This window comes from Micromonospora sp. CV4 (genome assembly GCF_003667455.1).
Classification (GTDB): Bacteria; Actinomycetota; Actinomycetes; order Mycobacteriales; family Micromonosporaceae; genus Micromonospora.
Genome location: NZ_RCVI01000038.1, coordinates 1 through 529, shown reverse-complemented (window position 1 = coordinate 529; position 529 = coordinate 1). Strand labels below are relative to the sequence as shown.

The following is a 529-nucleotide window of genomic DNA, read 5'->3' as shown; positions in this document are numbered from 1 at the left end:
GTCGGCCACCGGGACGAAGACGTGCACGCCCTTGGCGCCGCTGGTCTTGACCGCCCCGGCCAGGCCGGCGTCGGCGAGCGCCTGCCGGACCAGCAGCGCGGCGCCGACCGCCGCGCCGAACCCGTCCCCCTCCGGCGGGTCCAGGTCAAGCACCAGGTGGGTCGGGCGGTGCAGGTCCGCCGCGGTGGCGAGCGTCGGGTGGTACTCCACCGCCCGCTGGTTGGCGAACCAGAGCAGGGTGCGCCGGTCGTCGCAGAGGGCGTACGAGACCTCGCGGTGCGACGCCTCCGCCCAGACCGGCATTCGGCGGACCCAGTCGGGGGTGTACCGGGGCAGGTTCTTCTGCATGAACGGCGGCTGGCCGGGGCGGACCCGGATCACCGACAACGGCCGGTTCCGCAGCTGCGGAAGGATCCGGTCCCGGACCGCGTCGAGATAGTCGACCAGGTCGCGCTTGGTCGCGTCGTCGCGGTCGGACAGCGGCTGGTCGAGGTTGGTCAGGGCCACCCCGTCCCGGGTTTCGTCAGCC

At 73.9% G+C, this 529-nt stretch carries 1 pseudogene; it reads right to left on the bottom strand.

What is annotated here, in order from left to right:
- Positions 1–529 (bottom strand): annotated as a pseudogene (locus EAD98_RS00180) (ATP-dependent DNA ligase); the annotation flags it as partial.